Source organism: Corynebacterium tuscaniense (assembly GCF_008693065.1).
In the GTDB taxonomy this organism is placed as follows: domain Bacteria; phylum Actinomycetota; class Actinomycetes; order Mycobacteriales; family Mycobacteriaceae; genus Corynebacterium; species Corynebacterium tuscaniense.
In genome coordinates, this window is the sequence record NZ_VXKH01000001.1 from 21,002 (window position 1) to 35,909 (window position 14,908).

The 14,908-nt window shown below is 57.7% G+C and carries 14 protein-coding genes; 10 read left to right on the forward strand and 4 right to left on the reverse strand.

Annotation, left to right across the window (positions count from 1 at the left end; all coding sequences use genetic code 11):
• The first annotated feature begins 15 nt into the window (after positions 1 to 15).
• Positions 16 to 1,404 (forward strand): class II 3-deoxy-7-phosphoheptulonate synthase, encoded by a 1,389-nt coding sequence (locus F4V54_RS00110; RefSeq protein WP_034661904.1) that lies wholly within the window; start codon positions 16 to 18, stop codon positions 1,402 to 1,404.
• Here the strand turns inward: F4V54_RS00110 and F4V54_RS00115 are convergent.
• Positions 1,401 to 2,558: a protein kinase domain-containing protein gene (locus F4V54_RS00115; protein WP_150385843.1), complete on the reverse strand. Its 1,158-nt coding sequence runs from the start codon at positions 2,556 to 2,558 to the stop codon at positions 1,401 to 1,403. The genes F4V54_RS00110 and F4V54_RS00115 overlap by 4 nt on opposite strands.
• Positions 2,559 to 2,607: 49 nt before the next feature.
• Here F4V54_RS00115 and F4V54_RS00120 point away from each other — a divergent pair, with 49 nt between their 5' ends.
• The gene (locus F4V54_RS00120; protein ID WP_150385844.1) at positions 2,608 to 2,985 is read left to right on the forward strand and encodes a helix-turn-helix domain-containing protein; all 378 of its coding nucleotides are present in this window, start codon (positions 2,608 to 2,610) and stop codon (positions 2,983 to 2,985) included.
• Here the strand turns inward: F4V54_RS00120 and F4V54_RS00125 are convergent.
• The 3 genes from F4V54_RS00125 to F4V54_RS00135 form a co-directional block, all read right to left on the reverse strand.
• Positions 2,954 to 4,369 carry an alpha-(1->6)-mannopyranosyltransferase A gene (locus F4V54_RS00125; RefSeq protein ID WP_282958565.1) on the reverse strand — a complete coding sequence of 472 codons (1,416 nt, stop codon included), beginning with the start codon at positions 4,367 to 4,369 and terminating at the stop codon, positions 2,954 to 2,956. The genes F4V54_RS00120 and F4V54_RS00125 overlap by 32 nt on opposite strands.
• An 11-nt stretch (positions 4,370 to 4,380) precedes the next feature.
• On the reverse strand, positions 4,381 to 5,484 hold the full coding sequence (locus tag F4V54_RS00130; RefSeq protein WP_150385845.1) for a polyprenyl synthetase family protein: 1,104 nt from the start codon (positions 5,482 to 5,484) through the stop codon (positions 4,381 to 4,383).
• Between the two features lie 70 nt (positions 5,485 to 5,554).
• Positions 5,555 to 6,106 carry a GNAT family N-acetyltransferase gene (locus F4V54_RS00135; protein WP_150385920.1) on the reverse strand — a complete coding sequence of 184 codons (552 nt, stop codon included), beginning with the start codon at positions 6,104 to 6,106 and terminating at the stop codon, positions 5,555 to 5,557.
• A 145-nt stretch (positions 6,107 to 6,251) separates the two neighbouring features.
• Here F4V54_RS00135 and F4V54_RS00140 point away from each other — a divergent pair, with 145 nt between their 5' ends.
• The 8 genes from F4V54_RS00140 to F4V54_RS00175 all read left to right on the forward strand — a co-directional run bounded on the left by F4V54_RS00140 (position 6,252) and on the right by F4V54_RS00175 (position 14,903).
• Positions 6,252 to 6,689: an SAV_6107 family HEPN domain-containing protein gene (locus tag F4V54_RS00140; RefSeq protein ID WP_150385846.1), complete on the forward strand. Its 438-nt coding sequence runs from the start codon at positions 6,252 to 6,254 to the stop codon at positions 6,687 to 6,689.
• A 98-nt stretch (positions 6,690 to 6,787) separates the two neighbouring features.
• Positions 6,788 to 7,177 (forward strand): DUF3040 domain-containing protein, encoded by a 390-nt coding sequence (locus tag F4V54_RS00145; RefSeq protein ID WP_034662052.1) that lies wholly within the window; start codon positions 6,788 to 6,790, stop codon positions 7,175 to 7,177.
• A 389-nt stretch (positions 7,178 to 7,566) separates the two neighbouring features.
• Positions 7,567 to 8,001 carry a division/cell wall cluster transcriptional repressor MraZ gene (mraZ, locus tag F4V54_RS00150; protein WP_034661885.1) on the forward strand — a complete coding sequence of 145 codons (435 nt, stop codon included), beginning with the start codon at positions 7,567 to 7,569 and terminating at the stop codon, positions 7,999 to 8,001.
• Between the two features lie 174 nt (positions 8,002 to 8,175).
• Positions 8,176 to 9,162, forward strand: a complete 987-nt coding sequence (gene rsmH, locus F4V54_RS00155; RefSeq protein ID WP_150385921.1) for a 16S rRNA (cytosine(1402)-N(4))-methyltransferase RsmH — start codon at positions 8,176 to 8,178, stop codon at positions 9,160 to 9,162.
• 42 nt (positions 9,163 to 9,204) lie between these two features.
• The gene (gene ftsL / locus F4V54_RS00160) at positions 9,205 to 9,837 is read left to right on the forward strand and encodes a cell division protein FtsL (RefSeq protein ID WP_150385847.1); all 633 of its coding nucleotides are present in this window, start codon (positions 9,205 to 9,207) and stop codon (positions 9,835 to 9,837) included.
• Between the two features lie 116 nt (positions 9,838 to 9,953).
• Positions 9,954 to 11,897 carry a peptidoglycan D,D-transpeptidase FtsI family protein gene (locus F4V54_RS00165; protein WP_150385922.1) on the forward strand — a complete coding sequence of 648 codons (1,944 nt, stop codon included), beginning with the start codon at positions 9,954 to 9,956 and terminating at the stop codon, positions 11,895 to 11,897.
• 13 nt (positions 11,898 to 11,910) lie between these two features.
• Positions 11,911 to 13,395 carry a UDP-N-acetylmuramoyl-L-alanyl-D-glutamate--2,6-diaminopimelate ligase gene (locus tag F4V54_RS00170; protein WP_034661882.1) on the forward strand — a complete coding sequence of 495 codons (1,485 nt, stop codon included), beginning with the start codon at positions 11,911 to 11,913 and terminating at the stop codon, positions 13,393 to 13,395.
• Positions 13,396 to 13,397: 2 nt separating this feature from the next.
• Complete coding sequence (locus F4V54_RS00175; RefSeq protein ID WP_150385848.1) at positions 13,398 to 14,903, forward strand: UDP-N-acetylmuramoyl-tripeptide--D-alanyl-D-alanine ligase; 1,506 nt, start codon at positions 13,398 to 13,400, stop codon at positions 14,901 to 14,903.
• Positions 14,904 to 14,908: the final 5 nt, after the last annotated feature.

Below are 14,908 nucleotides of genomic sequence, written 5' to 3' on the forward strand. Positions count from 1 at the left end.
GCTAGAACTTATAGAATGAGCTGGACAGTAGACATCCCCAAAGAAGTACTCCCTGATCTTCCTCCCTTGCCGGGCGATATTTTTGAATCGTTCCAGGGGGTTGTGAACCTCCCTGCGAAGCAGCAGCCCACTTGGGATGAGAATGCTGCCCTTTACGTTCGTAAGATCCTTGAATCTGTGCCACCGGTTGTTGTGGCGCCGGAAATTCATAAGTTGAAGAAGCAGCTGGCAGAGGTTGCAGAGGGTAAGGCCTTCTTGCTCCAGGGGGGTGACTGCGCTGAGACTTTTGAGTCCAACACCGAGCCTCACATTCGCGCCAACATTAAGACGCTGCTGCAGATGGCGGTTGTGCTGACGTACGGTGCATCCACCCCAGTGGTGAAGTTGGCTCGCATTGCTGGCCAGTATGCCAAGCCACGTTCATCTGATCTGGATGAGAACGGCTTGCCCAATTACCGTGGTGACATTGTTAATGGTGTGGACCCAACACCGGAGTCACGTGAGCATGATCCGGCGCGAATGATCCGTGCGTACGCGAACGCGTCTGCTGCGATGAACTTGGTGCGCGCACTGACCAACTCCGGTACGGCTGACCTGTACCGGGTGGAAGCGTGGAACCGTGAGTTTGTGGCTAATTCCGCTGCTGGTGCACGGTATGAGGCTCTGTCCCGTGAAATCACCCGTTCGCTGCACTTCATGGATGCGTGTGGCGTGAATGACCGTGAACTGCGTACCTCGGAGATTTACGCTTCCCACGAAGCACTGCTCGTGGATTATGAGCGCGCGATGCTGCGTCTGGCCAAGGATGAGAACGGTGACACGAAGCTCTACGACTTGTCGGCACACCAGCTCTGGATTGGTGAGCGCACGCGTGGCCTGGATGACTTCCACGTTAATTTCGCCGCACTTATTGATAACCCGATTGGTCTGAAGCTCGGCCCGTCCGTGACACCGGAGGAGGCTGTCCGTTACGCCGAGAAGTTGGATCCAAACCGCCAGCCGGGGCGCCTGACCTTTGTGGCTCGCATGGGGCACGATAAGGTGCGCGATGTCCTGCCGGGCATTGTCCAGGCAGTTGAGCGTGAGGGCCATAAGGTTATTTGGCAGTCTGACCCGATGCACGGCAACACGTTTACGGCTTCGAATGGTTACAAGACTCGTCACTTTGACAAGATCATCGATGAGGTTCAGGGCTTCTTCGAGGTTCACCGTCACCTGGGTACTCACCCGGGCGGTATCCACATTGAGCTCACGGGTGAGCACGTCACGGAATGCTTGGGTGGCGCGCAGGACATCACGGATATTGATTTGCCGGGCCGCTACGAATCCGCATGTGATCCGCGTTTGAACACTGAGCAGGCGTTGGAGCTTGCGTTCCTAGTGGCGGAGATGCTCCGCAACTAGAACACCGGTCGGATGAGTTCGGGGAGCTCCCCGTAGAATCCGGATCCGTACCACCAGCCACCGACGGCGACGACAGTGGTGGCTGCTGTCATGAGGAGTAAAGCGAGAAAGAGCCGGAAGCCGGATCTGTTTGTTTCCGGTCTTGGTATCGGGCGAGGTTTGCGTGGAGGAGGGGCCACGGGAACTCGCTTCGGAACTGGAGGATTCGTTGGAACCGACGGGACTTCTGGTACTTGCTCCGCAACGTGTGTGATCCTCGTGGGAATCGCAGCAACTCGGTGCGCGGCTGATTGTGTGGGCAGAGGGACCACGAAGTGGGGCAGGCGCAGGTTCGCCGAGACATCCTCAATGGCGTCGAGGAATTCACGGGCACCGGTGAAACGGTTGCGTGGGTTGCGGGCGGTGGCGGAGGCCGTTAGTTCGTCGAAAAGCTTGGGTACTCCAGCGATGCGGCTGCTGGGTGGCGGTACATCGTAGTGGAGTCGCGCGAAAGCGTGAGCAAGTGGGGTGTCACCGTGGAAGGGCACGGTGCCGGTGAGTAATTCGAAGAGGACAATGCCGGCGGAGTACACGTCCGTGGCCAGGCTCAGAGGTGTGCCATCAACCTGCTCAGGGGCGATGTAGGCCACGGTGCCCACGATCTGGTCGGTGGAGCGGTTTGATTCGCTGGCGGCTCGCACCAGTCCGAAGTCTGCCAACTTTACGGTGTGATCACCGGCGATGAGAATGTTGTCGGGTTTGATGTCACGGTGAACAAGTCCTCGGTTATGCGCGACACTAAGTCCGGTGAGCATGCCTCGCATGACCGCCGCGGCTGCATGTGGCGGCATGGGGCCGCGTTCAGCGAGGAGTTCGCGCAAGGTGCCACCAGTGATGAGTTCCATGATGAGGAAAACTTCCTCACCATCGGCGGAGAAATCATACACACCCACCAGGTTGGGGTGGCTGAGCTGCGCCATTGCCCGGGCTTCGCGGGAGAAACGGTTGAGAAACACCTCATCATCGAGGTAGCGGGAGTCCATGACCTTGGCTGCTACTTCGCGGTCCAGGCGTGTGTCTAAACAGCGATACACGGTAGACATTCCGCCCCGAGCAATGGGGCGGTCGATGACGTACCGGCCTTCAAGCACATGGCCGGACTCAAGTTCACTCATGTTTTCTAAGTATGGCGCACGGGTGGAATGAAGTGGTAGCTGACGTAGAGTGTTCACCGTGAGTACAGAAAATTACGACCTGGATGCGCTGCTTGCTGGCGAGTCACTTTTGACGTTTCCCGAGGTTGCGGAGCAGCTAGGTGTCCCCGTGACCAAAGTGCACGATTATGTCAATGCGGGCAAGCTTCTGTCCTGGAAGAAGGAAGGAAAGAAGGTCGTGCCTTCCACGCTTCTCGACGAAGAAGGGGGCCTTTCTAAATTCATCTCTGGCGCCATCACCGTGTTACTGGACGGCGGTTTCACCCAGGACGAGATCCTGGGTTACCTCTTCACCGCTGATGAGAGTTTGCCGGGCCGGCCGATAGATGCGCTTCACGGGCATGGGGCGCGTGAGGTTATTCGGCGCGCTCAGGCAATGGCCTTCTAGCCGCTAACCACGCAGCAATGGCGGTGAGCAGCATCCACCAGCCGTCGTAGAAGCGGTGGTTACCACTTCCCATGAAGGACAGGGCAACCACGACGGACGCTGCCACCGTGAGCTTGATCAGCCATGGCCGGGGCTTGAATGTGCCTACCAGCGTGAGGGATGAGGCAAAGTACCACGGCAGCGTGACGGCGTTAAACAGGAAGGCCACTTGGTACGCCAGGGTGATGCCCATGATCGCGCGGCGGTCAGACTGCCGGAAGATTGCCCACACCGCCACCAATCCGGCAAGCATGAGTAAGGAGCCGACGGTGCGGGCGCCGGTGAGGATGGTGTTGTACCTAAAGGTTTCGTCGACAAGCTGAATAAACGGCGCGACCGCATCGGCCATGAGCGTGGCGCCTGAGAGTGGGTTGACCACCTTCGAGTTGCCGGAGATCTGCGCCAACCAGCCCCACGATGTTCCGGACGCCCACGTCACCGCGGCGACGGCTGCAACAGACAAACCCACGGTAACAGCTCCGCCGAGGAAGAACACGCCACATCGTTTTGCAAGGGGAGTGCCCTGCGGTGCGTATCGGGCCAGCACCATCCACACGACAAAAGGCAACGCAATAGCTGCGGTGGCCTTCAGCGATACCGCCACGCCGATGAGTACGACACCAAAGCCAAAACGCCCGCGCAGGCAGGCCAGCAACCCCACGGAGACGAGCCCGACCATCACGGATTCGTTGTGCATGCCCCCCACCATGTGAATGATCATCACCGGGTTAGCCACACCGAGCCACAGTGCGAGCGCGGGATTGCCGCCAAGGTGCTCCGCGATGCGGGGGACAGCGAGCGCGATGGCAGCAAAACCCATGAGCGAGATGAGTTTGTACACGATGAGGCCGGCCGTGACATTATCGCCGACCAGCGTGGTTACCCCGTCGCCGATCCACAAATGAAGGGGGCCGTACGGCGTTGTGGTGTTGCGCCAGTCGTGAGACACCTCCAACAAGTACGGGCCAGGGTTGACGGCAGCGCCTTCCGAGTACGGGTCGAATCCATCGCGCACCATCGCGCCCTGCATCAGGTAGGAGTACACATCGCGCGACATGAGCGGCGCAGCAAGAATCAAAGGAGCTGTCCATGCCCACAGTGCCGTGTGAACAACCTTCTCCCGACGTTCGCTACCCAGCAATACCCATGCGGCTACCAGCAGGAATACACCTGTTGTCAGTGCCACGTCCATGAGACCGCGCGCGTGGCCATAGCTCAACGATGACCAGCCGAGCGCGTCTAGCACGCCTCCCCGGTTACGTGTCGCGCCTGCGCCAAAAGAGCCCAGCATCATCAGCGTTGAGCCCACGACACCGAGCGGGATAATCCAAGAGCGAGCTGCCAACGAACAATCCTTTACATACGTCGCGCAGTGGCTTTTTCAGCCATTGTCTTCAAGGCTTCCGCGGCATTGTGGTCCAGCTGCGCATGGTTAAGGGAGGAAAGCCCGGTTTCCGTTAAATGCGCAATTCGCTTTTCGACGTCCTCCACCGCCCCCGTTCCCTCAATAATCGCCGCGAGCTCCGCGATATCCTTCGGGTCCTGCACCACGCCGATTCCGGAGCGGAGTTTCTCCGCCGCCACCGGATCGGTCTGGTCCGCGGCCCGCAAAGCCAGGGAATACAAAACGGTGCGCTTACCCTCCCGCAAATCATCACCGGCGGGCTTGCCGGTGACCTCTGGGTCGCCGAAGACCCCCAGCAGATCATCGCGGAGCTGATATGCCACGCCGACGTCGCGACCATACCCACGCAGCGCGGTAATCGTTGTCTCATCGGCACCAGCCACGGCTGCACCCAAGTGCAGTGGGCGTTCAATGGTGTACGCGGCGGTCTTGTACACATTGACTGCGTTAGCTAGTTCCTCGCTTTCGGAGCCGGCTGCCTCCAAGGAAATATCTAGGATTTGGCCACCGATAACCTCACTGCGCATCCCGTGCCATGGTTCATGCGCCCGGTCCCGGGCAGCGGTGCTCAGTCCCGAGCCATGCCACATGTCATCTGCCCACACCAGTGCAAGGTCACCAATGAGAATGGCCACGTTCTGCCCAAAGACCTCCGCATCACCGTGCCATCCCTGTGACCGGTGGTTGGCTGCCGCTGCGCGGTGAACAGTGGGGTTGCCGCGCCGGGTATCGGAAGCATCGATGATGTCATCGTGGATAAGCGCACATGCCTGGATGAACTCGAGTGCACTGACAGCCCGCAGAACAGCTCTGGGGTCCTCCTCACCCTTTTCCAAACCTCCCGCAGCGGTGTAGCCAACCCAGCCAAAAGTCGGGCGAATGCGTTTTCCACCACCCAGAACAAAGTCGCGCAAAAGGCCCACGGCGTTTGCAACGGGGGCACCGATCTCAGCAACAGGTGGGGAAACCTGATTCAGAAATGCGTTCAGTTGGCGTTCCACCGCCGCCGGAACATCATCGAGGGTGGGGGCGGAACCGGAAGGGGTTTGTTCCACGAAACATGGCTCCTTTAACCAGTTGCGGGCGGTTAGCAATACCGCTCACTTTACAGCTAGGTGCGGGCAGTCAGGTCAGAGGCAGTTTCCTGCCCAGGATGGCAAAGGGGCGACTGTCGCCGGCGTAGGTGAAATGGCGCAAAACGTCCAGGAAGCCGAGGGAGCGGTAAAGCCCGAACGCAGCATTATTCTCACCTGGCACCTCCGGTGTGGACAGCAAAGCGTAGGGTTCCGTGGTTTTCTCCAGCAACATGTGCATGAGTTTCCGGCCAGTGCCCTTGCATTGCAGATCGGGTGCGACATGAATTTCGGCGACCTCAAAGTAGTTCCGTATCACCGTGATCATGGCAGGTGTCATCGCCTGCCGCTGAAATAAACCTCTTCTTAGCTGGAGGTCCCACCACCGGTCACGTGTGCCTTTGAAGCCATAGGCGATTCCAACCAGTGTGTCGTTTTTATAAGCAGTCACAGCAACAAAACCGGGAGAGGTGGCATCACGGCGCCACACAGCGATGCGCTGCTCACGTATTGCAGGCGGATACTTCATGGCTGCGATGTAGAGATCCACGAGTTCCGGCACCGACTCAGTGAACTGTGGTGCAGTGAGGTGGCGGAATGTCATAGGCACGTCACCATCGAACCATGACGCGACCCTGAGCGGCGTAAAAATGCATAACCTAGAACAAGTGTTCGAACATGTGAGAAGGGGTGTCGCACGGGTTTTCTAATGTGAGGGCAACAAAGCAGATCACAGTGAGGTGTTAAAGATGAACAGCATTATTTCTGCCACGACAGGTGCTACTTGTGGCACGGTTCCACGGGTAACCCAGTATGAAGCGTTTCTTGATTCTGCACGGGAACTTCTCGCGGATGCCCAATTGCGCATCGCTCGTGGTGAGTATGACCTTGCAATTGAAAGTGCTTATCGCGCCGCTTTGCGTACCGCGGGCGCTGCTATCTCGGAATCAGCAGCCGTGGCCAAGCGCAAGAGGCTGCCTACGAGCGCTTGGGACAAGCTGCGCATTACTGGCGCCCGGGGCGAGGTGTGGGCTGATGTTTTTAGTGGATACTCCGCACTGCGTGGCCGGGTTGCATCGGGTATTGAGCTTCGCCCGAATCCTGTGAAAGCGACTGCGCTTGTTGCTGATGCTGCGGATTTTTACGCAGAAGTCACCGGTGTGGGGGACGGTATGGCTGCAGCTTAGGGGCGTTTTTCGGGCGGTACTGTTATCCTGAGGAACAAACCTGCCCACTGAATCGTTATATCCTCAAAGTGGACATCGAGTGCACGGCTGGAGGAATCGTGGCCCTTTCTGAGCAAGAACAGCAGCAGCTCCGCGAGATTGAGGAGTCGCTCCTTGCGGATGACCCGAAGTTTGGGGCATCCGTTGCTTCCGCGTCTCGCTTCCAGGGTGGTCCTGAATCCGGGCGCTTAACAATGCGCTCTGTGGCTCTCATTGTGCTGGGGTTGTGCCTTCTTATTGGGGGCGTGGCTTTGGCGGCTCAAAGTCTGTGGTTTGTGAGCTTGAGCATTATTGGCTTCGTTGTCATGTTTGCTGGTGGCGTCTGGGCCCTCCACACTCCAGCTGAACCGAACGCACGCCAGACGGGCCGCGCCAAGCATCCTTCGCAGCGCGGTGGCATGAGTTCTCGAATGGAGGAGAACTTCCGTCGCAGGTTTGAAGGGCAGTAAGTAGCGCATCAATCCCCGCCTCTTGGCGGGGATTTTTTATGCGCCCACTTTCTCCCACCTATGTCCCCCACTATCACCCACCCTTAAACGGCACCTGGGAATTTATGGTTTTGTTCGCGGCGTTGAGCGCGATCTGATGGGGAGAATTGGCATTTAAGAGAATCTAGTTAACGGTTGTTATTCAAAAATGCGGACGTGTCTGCCACATTTTTTATGCCTCTTGACCTCGTATTTTTCTGGAAGTGGAAAGAAAGTTTGACGTGAGAGTGGAATTTGTGGGGGATTGTGGGTTAAAGTGGGGCGCAGTGAGAGGTTAGTGGGGCACTTCTGGCCTTTCGCGGATAAAAGTTCACAACCGGAGTCATCGAGCAAGAAAGGTGGGGCGCCGGATGTTTCTAGGCACCTACACCCCAAAGCTGGATGACAAAGGGCGCCTGACGTTGCCCGCTAAATTCCGTGAGGGTTTGGCGGACGGGCTGATGGTGACCAAGGGGCAGGACCATTCTTTGGCGGTCTATCCCCGCGAGGAATTTGCGGCACGTGCACGTAAAGCAGCCGCGGTTTCACGCACGAATCCGAAGGCGCGCGCCTTCATTCGTAACTTGGCGGCAAGTGCGGATGAGCAGACGCTCGACGGATCTGGTCGCATCACGCTGTCGCCGGCGCACCGGGATTACGCGCAACTATCTAAGGAGTGCGTGGTCATCGGTTCAGTGGATTTCTTGGAAATCTGGGACGCCGAGTCCTGGGCGAAATACCAAGAAAATACGGAAGCCGCTTTCTCTGCGGCTGATGAGGACGACATTCTCTCAGGCCTGCTTTAGAAAGTGGGCGATTAGCGGAGAGCGTGTATGACCTCTGCTCGGGGCGCGAGTCGTTCTGGTGTACTTCCCCGATATCAGAATGACCGCCCCGGGTAGGGCTCTATACGTTCCCCGCGAGTGCACGTAAGTGAACAACAAGCCGCGAATGAAGGGGGTGACCCGGTGGCAACAAACATGGCACATCATGTCAACCACGGGCACGTCCCTGTAATGCGCGATCGCATGGGGGAGCTGTTGCGTCCCGCGGTGGAAGCTTTCGGTACGAACGCTGTCATCGTTGATGGCACCCTAGGAGCCGGGGGTCACACTGAATACTTCTTGGAAATTTTCCCGCATGCTTCCGTAATCGGAATTGACCGTGATGGGAAAGCACTGCTCAAGGCCGCTGAACGGCTTGCGCCTTTCTCGGATCGTTTCCTGCCAGTGCAAGGTCGTTTTGATTGCTTAGAAGATTCGCTGGCACATGATGAAGGGGCGATTGTAAAGAAAGCGCGGGAGCATGGGCTTGCAGGTGCTTTCTTCGATCTCGGAGTCTCTTCAATGCAGCTGGACCAAGCTGAACGCGGTTTCGCATACAAGGTTGATGCGCCCTTGGACATGCGGATGGATTCCAGCAAGGGGATCACTGCAGCTGATGTTCTGAATACATACTCGCACGGGGATCTGGCGCGAGTGTTGAAGACGTATGGGGATGAGCGTTTCGCCGGCAAGATCGCATCCGCAGTGGTGGCCGAACGTGAAAAGGAACCGTTCACACGGTCCGGCCGTTTGGTTGAGCTGTTGTACCGGGTCATCCCAGCGGCGACGCGGCGCACGGGCGGGCATCCAGCGAAGCGAACTTTCCAGGCGTTGCGCGTGGAAGTAAATCGTGAGCTTGATGCACTGCAAAACGTTCTTCCCATGGTGGCTGAGGCTCTCGGTCCGGGTGGGCGTGCTGTGTTTATGAGCTACCAATCCCACGAGGACAAACTGGTCAAGCAGGCGTTTACTGAGCTCACTTCTTCTAAAACCCCGCCCGGGCTTCCCACTGAGCTGCCAGGGATGGAGGCCAAGTTCAAGGCCGTCACCCATGGGGCGGAGAAAGCCAGTGAAGAAGAAATAGAACAAAACAAGCGAGCGGCACCGGTCCGGGTGCGGGCCATAGAAAAGATCAGTAACTAACCAACCGAACCAACGATGAGCTCTGTGAAGGAAACAAGGACAATGGGAGCAAGCCAAGATCGCACTGCAGGCTACGCTGGCACCGCACTGCTCGAACGTGGACGAGGACGCACTACGCTCACCCCGCCGAAGCCCCGTTTTGCGCCGCATGTCCCGCGGCCAAGTCGGCTGGGGTCGAAGCAGGTCGTGTCGGTGCGTGGGCGCCGGGTAACCACAACGGAAACGAAGCGGAAGTTTTCGCGGATGTCTATTCTGTCGCTTCCGCTCCTGCTGCTGGGCATTTTTGGGGCTATGTTACTGTCTGCGTTGTCCACGCAGCAGACATTCACTATTCAGCAGCTGCAAAGTGAAGAGCGTGCGCTGAAGAATGAGATTGAAACCCTGAACCGTGATGTCGAAGACTCTCGTGCCGCTGCGGAAGTTGCTGCCAAAGCAGGGCAGGAGGGAATGGTTGTACCGTCGCAGGCTGGCATCATCACGGTGAATAGCCATGGTGAGGCAACTGAGGTTGGTCCGGCTGATCCGGAAAAAACCCTGCGTGTGGTGGATGTGAACGGTGACACTGTTCGTGTGGACCGTGCAACCAGTGACCGCAGCGCCACCGATAATGTTGCTGATAACCTCTCTCCATTGCCTGCTCCTGCAGTGCTGCAGTCCTTGCCGGGTGTGCAGTAATCCGATTTGTTTCCCGTCGCCGTGTGGCGGTGAACTTCTGGTGTGCGGGAGCCAGGCAAAATGAAGGGCGATTGAGCCTGAAATTTGAGAGGTAGGTGACCTGCGCCGTGACACGCATGGACCCGCAGCGGCGCCAACAACGTGGTGAGCCACAGAAAGTCATCACGGCTAAACGCATTCAACTGCTGACCGTGTTGTTTCTCGTGGTCGCTTTAGTTCTTGTTGGACGTCTTGCTTGGGTGCAGCTGAAGTGGGGGCCGCAGCTTCAAACTGTTGCTGCTGACCAGCGGACGCGCACGTTTGTGGATCCTGCGCGGCGAGGAGAGATTGTCGATAGGCAAGGCAATGTGCTCGCGTACACCATGCAGGCGCGTTCTTTGACTGTCTCGCCGGTGATTCTGCGGCGTGAGCTGGGGGAAAACGCGCGGAATGAGATGTACCAGGAAGGCGCTACCCGCGCGGAGGCTGAAGCTCAGGAAGGCGCCCGCGTGGAGGATATGCTCCGCCAAATGGCCAATGAGATTCCCCGCATGATTGGTCAGGGGGAAGACAACGAAGAAGACAAGAAAGACGGCGACAACAAGGTCAAAACCCAGAAAGTGAACTCCAAGGATATTCTGGAGAAGCTGCATGCCTCGACTGACTATGAAGTGTTGGTTCGCAATGTGGATCCAGATGTGGCGGCCGAGGTGGCTGAGAGATTTCACGGTGTTGCTGCTGATCACCAGGACATCCGCGAGTATCCGAACGGTGCTGTGGGGGAGAACATTATTGGCCGGGTGTCCATGGATGGCCAGGGGCAGTTCGGCCTTGAGGCTTCGAGCGACTCCATCTTGACTGGTATTAATGGCCGCTCCACGGAGGATGTTTCTGTGCATGGCCAGGTGATACCGGGTACGTTGCGCGATGTTGTGCCGGCCGTCAATGGTGCGAAGATCGACCTTACGATTGATCTTGATTTGCAAGCATACGTTCAACAGTTATTGGAGCAGGCGAAGGAGAACTCCCGGGCTAAGGGTGCGGAGGCGGTTGTTCTGGATGCGGCTACCGGCGAGGTGCTGGCCATGGCTAATACGGACACGATTGATCCGAATGGGGACCTTGAAAAGCAACTCAAGAACGGGCGAAGTTTTGACAACCCATCGATCTCGCATCCATTTGAGCCGGGTTCCGTGGCCAAGATCATTACGGCCACCGCGGCGATTGAAGAAGGCCTGACAACCCCGGATGAAGTCCACCAGGTCCCCGGCCAGATTGAGATGTCTGGCGTGACGGTGGCTGACGCGTGGGAGCATGGTGTGCTTCCGTACACCACCACGGGTATTTTTGGTAAGTCCTCGAACGTGGGGACGCTCATGTTGGCGCAGCGCGTGGGGGAGGAGCGCTTTGATGATTATTTGAAACGCTTCGGCATTGGCCAGGCAACAGGGGTGGAGCTGCCTAATGAGTCGGCTGGTTTAGTGCCTACCCGTGAGCAGTGGTCGGGTGGTACGTTTGCCAACCTGCCGATTGGGCAGGGAATGTCTATGACGACGTTGCAGCTGGCAAGTATTTATCAGTCGTTGGCTAATGGTGGTGAACGGATTGAACCCCGTATCATCAAACATGTGACATCCGCGACGGGCGAGGAGATTCCGCAGGAGGAGCCTCGTCGCACCCGGGTTGCCAGCGAGGAGACGGCCCGCACGATCGTGAACATGTTCCGTGCGCCGTTCCAGGAAGACCCAGCTGGTTTTAACAGTGGTACGGCGCAGGGGAACAACATTCCGGGCTACCAGCTGTCAGGCAAGACCGGTACTGCGCAGCAGGTGAACCCGGATACGGGGGCGTATTCGAACTCGGATTACTGGATTACTTTTGCTGGCATTGCCCCAGCGGATGATCCACGTTTTGTTGTGGCTGTCATGATTGATGATCCGGAGCGTGGGCCACTTGAGGGTGGCGCTGGTGGCCAATCTTCGGCGCCGGTGTTCACCCAGATTGCTAGCTGGCTTATTGCACGCGAAAACATTTCACCTAGCCGGGACCCGGGTGAGCTGATGGTCCTTCAGGCTCAGTAGAGGGGGAGAGAAAATGAGCAATCACATATCCATCAACACCATCGCGCAGATTGCGGGTGGTCGCGTTGAAAATGATGCCGCAGTAGAGATCAGCGGTATCAGTCTTGATTCGCGTGCTGTGGGATCGGGCGCGATATTCGCGGCTTTGCCAGGAACTCGCACGCATGGGGCGATGTTCGCGCATGATTCGGCAGCTTCAGCTTTCCTTACCGATGAGGAGGGCTGGGCGCTTCTGCAGGATGCGGGGGAGATACGTCCCGTGATTGTTGTGGAGAGCGTGCGGCCGATTCTGGGTCGTGTTGCTTCCGCCGTTTATGGGAATCCTTCGAGCAAGCTCACGGTTCTGGGAGTGACGGGGACGTCGGGTAAGACGACGACAACGTACATGCTTGAAGCGGGTCTGACGGCGGCAGACAAGAAGGTCGGCCTGATCGGCACGACGGGCACTCGCATCATGGGCGAAGATGTGCCAACCTCTTTGACCACCCCGGAAGCACCGAAACTGCAAGAATTATTCGCAGAGATGGTCACTCGCGGTGTCACACACGTGGTCATGGAAGTCTCCTCCCATGCGCTCGTCTTGGGGCGCGTTGGTGGGACGCAGTTCACCGCTGCTGGCTTTACTAATCTTTCGCAGGACCACCTTGATTTTCACCCGACGATGGAGGATTATTTTGAGGCAAAAGCATTGCTTTTCGACGCTTCTTTGAAGGCCTCCGTCATCTGCGTTGATGACGAGTGGGGGGAGAAGATGGCTGCTCGTGCACACAATGTGATCACCGTGGGAACGCGCAATCAGGCGGGTGTTGATTGTTCTGCACGGCTCATCAGTACCACTGATTCTGGTGCTCAGGATGTGGAGCTTGAGTTGAATGGCACTGTCCACCAATTTCGCCTTCCACTTCCGGGCGCGTTCAATGTTGCGAATGCTGCCCTGGCTGCTGCATTGGCACAGGCTGTTGGTGTAAATGTGGAGAAATTCCTCTCGGGTATTGAGGGGGCTGCGGTTCCAGGACGTATGGAACGTATTAACTGCGGACAGGAGTTCATCGCGGTTGTGGATTATGCGCACAAGCCTGCCGCAATCGCCGCTGCATTAACGACGTTGCGTGAGCAGGTCTCAGGCCGCATTGGTGTTGTTGTGGGGGCTGGAGGTGACCGCGACCAGTCGAAGCGGGCGCCCATGGGTGAAGAGGCTGCACGGCGCGCTGACCTCGTGATCATTACTGATGACAATCCTCGCAGTGAGGACCCAGCAACGATCCGGGCGGCTGTGAAGGCCGGCGCGGAGAAGGTTCAAGGGACTGAGGTCCGTGAGGTCGGCTCACGTTCGGAGGCGATACGGGAACTCGTGGCATGGGCACAACCTGGCGATGCTGTCATTGTCGTGGGTAAAGGCCACGAGGTGGGGCAGATCATCGGGGATGAAGTACACCACTTTGATGACCGTGAGGAAGTCCGTTCGGCCTTGGCTGGCGTGGGTTTTAAGGAGGATTAACCATGATTCCAATGACATTGCGTCAGATTGCGCACGTCACCGGCGGGACCTTAAGTCCTTCCGCTGATCCGGACGCAACCGTGACTGGATATGTTGAGTTTGATTCCCGCAAGATCGCTGACGGTGGGCTGTTCGTCGCACTTCCTGGCGCGAATGTTGATGGCCATGATTTTGCGGAGGCAGCCATGCAGCGCGGCGCGGTCGGTGCACTTGTTGCTCGCGATATCGGTGTCCCAGCGGTGATTCTGCCGCCAGTGGAACAGGTGGAGGGCGATAATTCGGACCTCGCAGCGGGTGATCCGGATGGTACGGCCCGAGCGGTTGTGGCCGGGATGTCGAAGTTGGCGCGATTTGTGGCTCAGGAGCTCGTCGATAAGCATGGGCTCTTAATTACCGGCGTGACAGGCTCTGCCGGTAAGACCTCGACGAAGGATCTTATTGCGAACGTTTTGGCGTGTGGCGGTGAGACCGTCGCACCACCTGGCTCTTTCAACAACGAGATTGGGCTGCCGTACACCGTGCTGCGCTGCACAGAGGACACAAAATTCCTCGTGGCGGAGATGTCCGCGCGTGGCATTGGGCACATTGAAAAACTTACACATATCGCGCCTCCCGCGATGAGCGTGGTGCTCAATGTTGGCAGTGCTCACCTCGGTGAATTTGGCTCCCGCAACAACATAGCGGTGGCCAAAGGCGAAATCGTTGAAGCGCTTCAGGCGGATGGTATTGCGATACTCAACGCCGATGATGAGTTAGTTGTCGGCATGGCTTCGCGCACTAACGCCAAGGTCGTAACATTTTCTACACAGACCAAAGCAGACTACTACGCCACGGGCATCGTCCTCGACGATGTGGCCCGGGCGACGTTCACCATGCACACTCCTGGTGGGGAGCATGAGGTTTCCTTGAAAGTCTTCGGCGCCCACCAAGTATCCAATGCTTTGGCTGCTGCCGCCGTGGGGATTGAATCTGGGATTGATGCAGCGGCGGTGGCGGAAGCATTGAGCAATGCCCACAGCGTGTCTGTTAACCGTATGGATGTGTCCACCTGTGCTGACGGCGTGACGGTGATCAATGATGCCTACAACGCCAATCCCGACTCGATGCGTGCTGGCATTGCAGCACTCGCATTCACTGCTGCCGCCCGCCCCGGTGTGCGCTCCATTGCGGTTTTAGGAGAGATGGGGGAGCTTGGTGAAGACTCCGTTGCAGCTCACACTGCGCTTGCAGATGACCTTGGCCGATACGGCATCACCCACTTGATTGCGGTGGGGGATACGCCTGAGATTCATGCGCTTATGACCGCGTCTGCGGACCATGGAATTGCGGTGGAGCAGGCAATTGATGTTGATGATGCGACCGCAATCGTCACAGGTATTCTAAGCACTGTTCCACCCGGCGAGGACCACTGGTACGAGCGGACCGACCGCGACGTCGTGCTTGTGAAAGCAAGTAATGCGGCCGGATTGTGGCGCGTAGCCGAGAAGCTGTTGAAAACGGAAAGGTAGCAAAA